The sequence below is a fragment of the Yinghuangia sp. YIM S10712 genome (assembly GCF_051388935.1).
In the GTDB taxonomy this organism is placed as follows: Bacteria; Actinomycetota; Actinomycetes; order Streptomycetales; family Streptomycetaceae; genus Yinghuangia.
In genome coordinates, this window is sequence record NZ_JBPKBI010000009.1 from 64,068 (window position 1) to 68,855 (window position 4,788).

Below are 4,788 nucleotides of genomic sequence, written 5' to 3' on the forward strand. Positions count from 1 at the left end.
CGCTGCCACGAATGCTTCGTCGGCTACACGGGCATTCCTGGCGTGATCCGACCGGATCAGGTCCGGATGCGGCGGTCCTCGCGCGATGCGTGAATGAACGCGGAATCACCGGGACGGATGACGCGTGACTCAATCGGCCGACATAGGCGGCTCCCCGAGATCGTTTTGTAGCGCTATGCGCGACGTGCCTCAAGTATGGCATAGCGGTATCGGCGCAGGATAAGGCGGAACCTCAGGAAAATGTCGGAGCATGACAAAATGCCCCGATTTGTCATATTGGCAACCCGGGGCAATGTCCGAATGTCGTGGCGGTAGCCGATCGCCACGACGCTATTTCTCTTGCCAGTGTGCCACGCCATGTCGCACGCAGCCAAGTCGCATGTTGGGATTGTCATCCGGATATATGACGGCTTGGAAGCATGCGGGATGCGCGGAAGCGTTCGACGTGGTTGCTGAACGCTTGTTCGCCCTTCGTTCCGCGCAGTCCGTGCGCCTGCCGTTCACCTGTCGTTCCGATGCCATCCGTGCTGCGCCGCGGGTACGCCGAGGACCGCAGAATCCAGCCGGTCGGGGGACGGGAAACGGTCACGAGCCGGCCCCGCGTGTGGTTGAATCGGCGAATTCGGCCGCCGCCTTCTGCGGCGCGCACCGTCATGAGGAGACGCGCACGGTGAAACACCCCGTCCGGTCAGATCTGCGCTGGCACAAGAGCTTTTCCAGCGGGAGCGAAAACTGCGTGGAGGCGGCAGCGGTTTCGGACGGGGTCTTGGTGCGGGATTCCAAACAGGTCGGGGACGGCCCCGTCCTCGGCTTTCCCGCTGGTGGCTGGAATGCGTTCCTGGGCGCACAGACGGTGTGCCGCGACACCTACTGATCCGGCGCGGGGCTGCCGGGGTTGGCGGACATCCGGCCCAGGGCGGCGATTGCCTCTTGGATCAGCACCGGTGCCAACGTGACCGGCGCGGCCTGCTCCAGCTCCCAGAACGACGTGAGGTAGTCGGCGGGGGTCTCGTCCTGAAGGCTCTCTCGGGTGATGCCCCCGTATTTCTCCTGGTAGAGAGCCGCCGGGTCCTCGACGGTCGGGAACTCGATGTGGACGTAGGCGGCTTCATACCGCGGGTAGAAGCCGACCGACCAAGGGACCACGCGTACGGTCACATTGGGGAACTCGGCGACGTCGAGGATGTGGCGCAGTTGGCGCTGCATGACCTTGGGGCTGCCGACCACGCGGTGTATCACCGCTTGGTCGAGAATGAAGTGCAGGTCAGGCGGGTTGTCCCGGGTCAGCAGTTCTTGACGGCCCATGCGCAGGTCCACCATGTCGTCGACGTTCGGCGTCCGGAGTGCCTGGAGGACTTCCCGCGCGTACTCGCGGGTCTGCAGCAGCCCCGGAACGGTGAGAGGCTCGAAGTTTCGGATCACCGAGGCCGACGACTCGAACCCGATGAACTCCAGGAATCTTGCCGGCACCAACTTGCTGTACGCACTCCACCAGGCGCGTTCGCGTGCCGCACGCCCCAGCGCGACCAGGTTGGCGACTTCGTCGGGGTCGGTGACCGCGTAATGCGCCAGCAGTGCGCGCAAGTCGGTGGTGCTCACGGTGACTTGGCTCGCCTCGATGCGAATCAGCTTGGAGGGTGACCAGTCCATCGCCTCCGCGACTTCGCGCTGCGTGAGCTGGGCCTCTTCGCGCAGGCGCCGCAGGGCGTCTCTCAGTCGCCGTTTCGCGACTGTCGGATCCTGCGTCGGCGGATGCTCCATCGTCGACCCCCCCACGACGTCACTGTTGACATGTCGGTCAGGTGCCGCGCAGTCAGCGAGATCGCAGCAAGCGAGGCCGCATTCGGCGTGGTGGACGAACGACACCTTGTGAAGAGAATCGCGGCTGGGCGCGGTGTGGGCAAGAGCGCGGGCGTGACACGCGCGTTGGCGGCGTGCAGCGATGTGACGTGCGGCGCAAGGGAGTTGGGGGTTCATCGCGGTGCGGCCACGCAGCCCGGCTGCAAGCGGCAATCGCTGCCCGCGGGAGATGAGGAGCACACGCGGCGGTAGCCGATCGCCGCGTGTCACTCCTTGACCAGTCTCTCAGCTACATCGCAGGGAGCCAAGTCGCAAATCGGCAGCGATCAGCACCGACCGGTACCGAACAGCGCCCTGGAGAGCACTTGGCCGGATACCCATACCCCACCACGGATCGGGCCCCGGGACATCGTCGTCCCGCCGGCGAACAGCGCCCTGGGGAGGGCTTGGCCGGATGCCCCGGCGGGGTGCCGGGGGGCGTGGTCAGGATGTCGTCGTGGACGCCACGGTGAGGGGGATGGGCAGTGTCCCGGAACTCAGCAGGGCGGCCAGGCGGGTTGCCTCGGCCTTGGTGAAGGTGCCGGTGATGACGGCCTTGCCGCCGAGGAGTTGCTGCATGACGGTCGGGGCGGTCACGACGCGGCCGTCGAGGAGGATGGCGAACCTGTTGGCCGGTGATTCGCCGGCGGCGAGCCGCCCTGTGATGTCGCCGAACCTGTCGGCGCCCGCGGACGTGAACTCCAGGTTCACTTCCCAAGTCCCCGTGCCCTGCTGGGAGAATGCCGACGTCGCGGACTTCAGATCCTGGCCGGTGAGTTCCGACGGGCCGAGCAGCAGGGCCTCCGCGGTGGGCGAGGAGCCGTCCGCTTGCAGACACGCCGGTGCCGGTGCGTCGGGCCGCGCAGCCGCGGCGGTTGCCGCGCCGGTCGCCTGGTCGGGTTGTGCGCAGTCCAACGCGGTGTACGCGGCGGTCGTTTCGGGCGGCGCGCCCGTGACCGTACCCGTCGTCGCGGCGGCACCCGAGGCGCCTCCCGAGACCGCGGTCGGCGGACCCGGCTGCGGCGCCGCGTCGCCGACCGGCCGGGCGGCCAGGACGGGGCGGAAGTCCAGGCGTCCGATCCGGTCTATTCCGTCGAGGAGTTCGCGGTCCTCGTCCGGGGCCTCGATGGTGATCGCGTCGCCGGCGACCTTGACCGAAGCGTCCTCGACATCGGCGAAGTCCAGGCGGGCGGCGAGGACTTCGCGTGCGGCGGCGAGGTCCTGAGGCGTCGCGGCGGCGGCGGGTCGCAGGGTGAGGGTGACTCGGGTGCCGTTGTCCGCGCCGCCGCGCTGGTCGGGTGCGGGGTCATCGCCGTCCGAACTCCCGCAGGCGGCAAGGGCCGACAACGTCGCGGCCAGAACGAGCGCGGTGGCGCCGGACCGGGCCGCGGAACGCCTGTCGCGTATGTCGAGGCGGCCTGCGCCTGCCTGTGTGCCGTCGGCGGATGGGCGGCGTCGGCCTGGGGAGCTCGTGTCGGACCTCAACGGGACACTCCGGGCTGTCGGTGGCGAAGCGGAAACCTGCGGCACGGGCCCTGGCTTCCCCCCCGTGGCGAGGGGGCGGAGCCGAGCCGGCATGGTGACGACCGAGCGTATCGGTTTCCCCTTGCGCCCGCCGGGCGCTTCCCGGGCCCCGGCCCGGTGCACGTGGGTCGGGGCCCGGCGGTGTCATCGGACGCCGGTGCCGAAGGCCGGACCTCGTCCGCCGCTCACGGCCGGATGGTGGTCAGGGCAGCACCACCGTCTTGAGCTCGACGAGCGCGTCCAGCCCCTCGGGCCCGAGTTCCCGGCCGAGGCCGGACTGCTTGTAGCCGCCGAAGGGTGCGCCGAAGTCCATCGCGACCCACGAGTTGACGCTCACCGTGCCGGTCTCGATGCGCCGCGAGACCTCGGTGGCGGCCTCGACGTCGGTGCCCCACACCCCGCCGGACAGGCCGTACTTCGAGTCGTTGGCGATCGCGACCGCGTCGTCGACGTCGTCGTATGCGATGACCGCGAGCACCGGCCCGAAGATCTCCTCCTGCGCGATGGTCATGTCGTTGGTGACGTCGGCGAACAGCGTCGGTTCGACGAACCAGCCCTTGTCGAGGCCTTCGGGCCGGCCGCCGCCGACGACCACGCGCGCGCCTTCCGCCTTGCCCTTCTCGATGTAGCCCAGGACGCGGTCGCGCTGCCGTTCGGAGGCCAGCGGGCCGATCGTGTTGCCCTTCTCCAGAGCGTCGCCGACCGTCATCGCGCCGATGTGTTCGGCGAGCTTGGCCACGACCTCGTCGTAGCGGGAGCGCGGCGCGAGGATGCGGGTCTGGGCGACGCAGGCCTGGCCGTTGTTGTTGAACGAGCCGGGCAGCAGGCCGGGGACCGCGGTGTCGAGGTCGACGTCCTCCAACAGGATGCAGGCCGACTTCCCGCCGAGTTCGAGGGTGACCGGCCGCAGCCGTTCGCCGCACAGCGCGCCGATGCGGCGGCCGGCCGCCGTGGAACCGGTGAACGAGACCTTGTCGACGCCGGGGTGTACGACCAGTTTCTCGCTGACCTCGCGGTCGGCGGCCACGATGTTGATCACGCCGGCCGGCACGCCCGCCTCGATGGCGACCTCCGCGAGCAGGTACGCGTCGAGCGCGGTCTCCGGGGACGGTTTGAGCACGATCGTGCAGCCGGCCGCGAGGGCGGGGGCGAGCTTGAGGACCGCGACGAACAACGGGACGTTCCACGGCACGATCCCCGCGACGACGCCGATGGGCTCGCGGCGTACCAGGGTCTTGAAGATCGCGCCTTGGCGCTGCTCTTCGAAGGGGTACTCGCGCACGAGCTTGGCGTAGTAGTCCAGGACCATCGTGGAGCTGAACACCTGAACGCCGACCGAGTTCTCGATCGGGCAGCCGGTCTCCTGCGAGATGAGCTCCGCGAACTCCTGGAGCCGCCCGGCGATGCCGGCGGAGAGGGGGGGGG

The 4,788-nt window shown here is 69.1% G+C and carries 3 protein-coding genes and 1 pseudogene; 1 reads left to right on the plus strand and 3 read right to left on the minus strand.

Features of this window, described 5'->3' with window-relative positions; genetic code table 11:
- The first annotated feature begins 403 nt into the window (after positions 1 to 403).
- Positions 404 to 874 carry a DUF397 domain-containing protein gene (locus ACRX5W_RS19420; RefSeq protein WP_436789473.1) on the plus strand — a complete coding sequence of 157 codons (471 nt, stop codon included), beginning with the start codon at positions 404 to 406 and terminating at the stop codon, positions 872 to 874.
- On the opposite strand, the gene ACRX5W_RS19425 is transcribed toward ACRX5W_RS19420, so the two are convergent.
- The 3 genes and pseudogenes from ACRX5W_RS19425 to ACRX5W_RS19435 form a co-directional block, all read right to left on the minus strand.
- Positions 868 to 1,776: a helix-turn-helix domain-containing protein gene (locus ACRX5W_RS19425; protein ID WP_436789474.1), complete on the minus strand. Its 909-nt coding sequence runs from the start codon at positions 1,774 to 1,776 to the stop codon at positions 868 to 870. The genes ACRX5W_RS19420 and ACRX5W_RS19425 overlap by 7 nt on opposite strands.
- A gap of 507 nt (positions 1,777 to 2,283) precedes the next feature.
- Positions 2,284 to 3,324, minus strand: coding sequence for a SecDF P1 head subdomain-containing protein (locus ACRX5W_RS19430; RefSeq protein WP_436789475.1), 1,041 nt, complete (start codon positions 3,322 to 3,324; stop codon positions 2,284 to 2,286).
- A 241-nt stretch (positions 3,325 to 3,565) separates the two neighbouring features.
- A pseudogene (locus ACRX5W_RS19435) lies at positions 3,566 to 4,788 on the minus strand (aldehyde dehydrogenase); the annotation flags it as partial.

What these genes read in the sequence shown, in the direction of transcription:
- ACRX5W_RS19420 (WP_436789473.1), top strand. Translation starts at nt 404, where the DNA reads ATGACGGCTTGGAAGCATGCGGGATGCGCGGAAGCGTTCGACGTGGTT.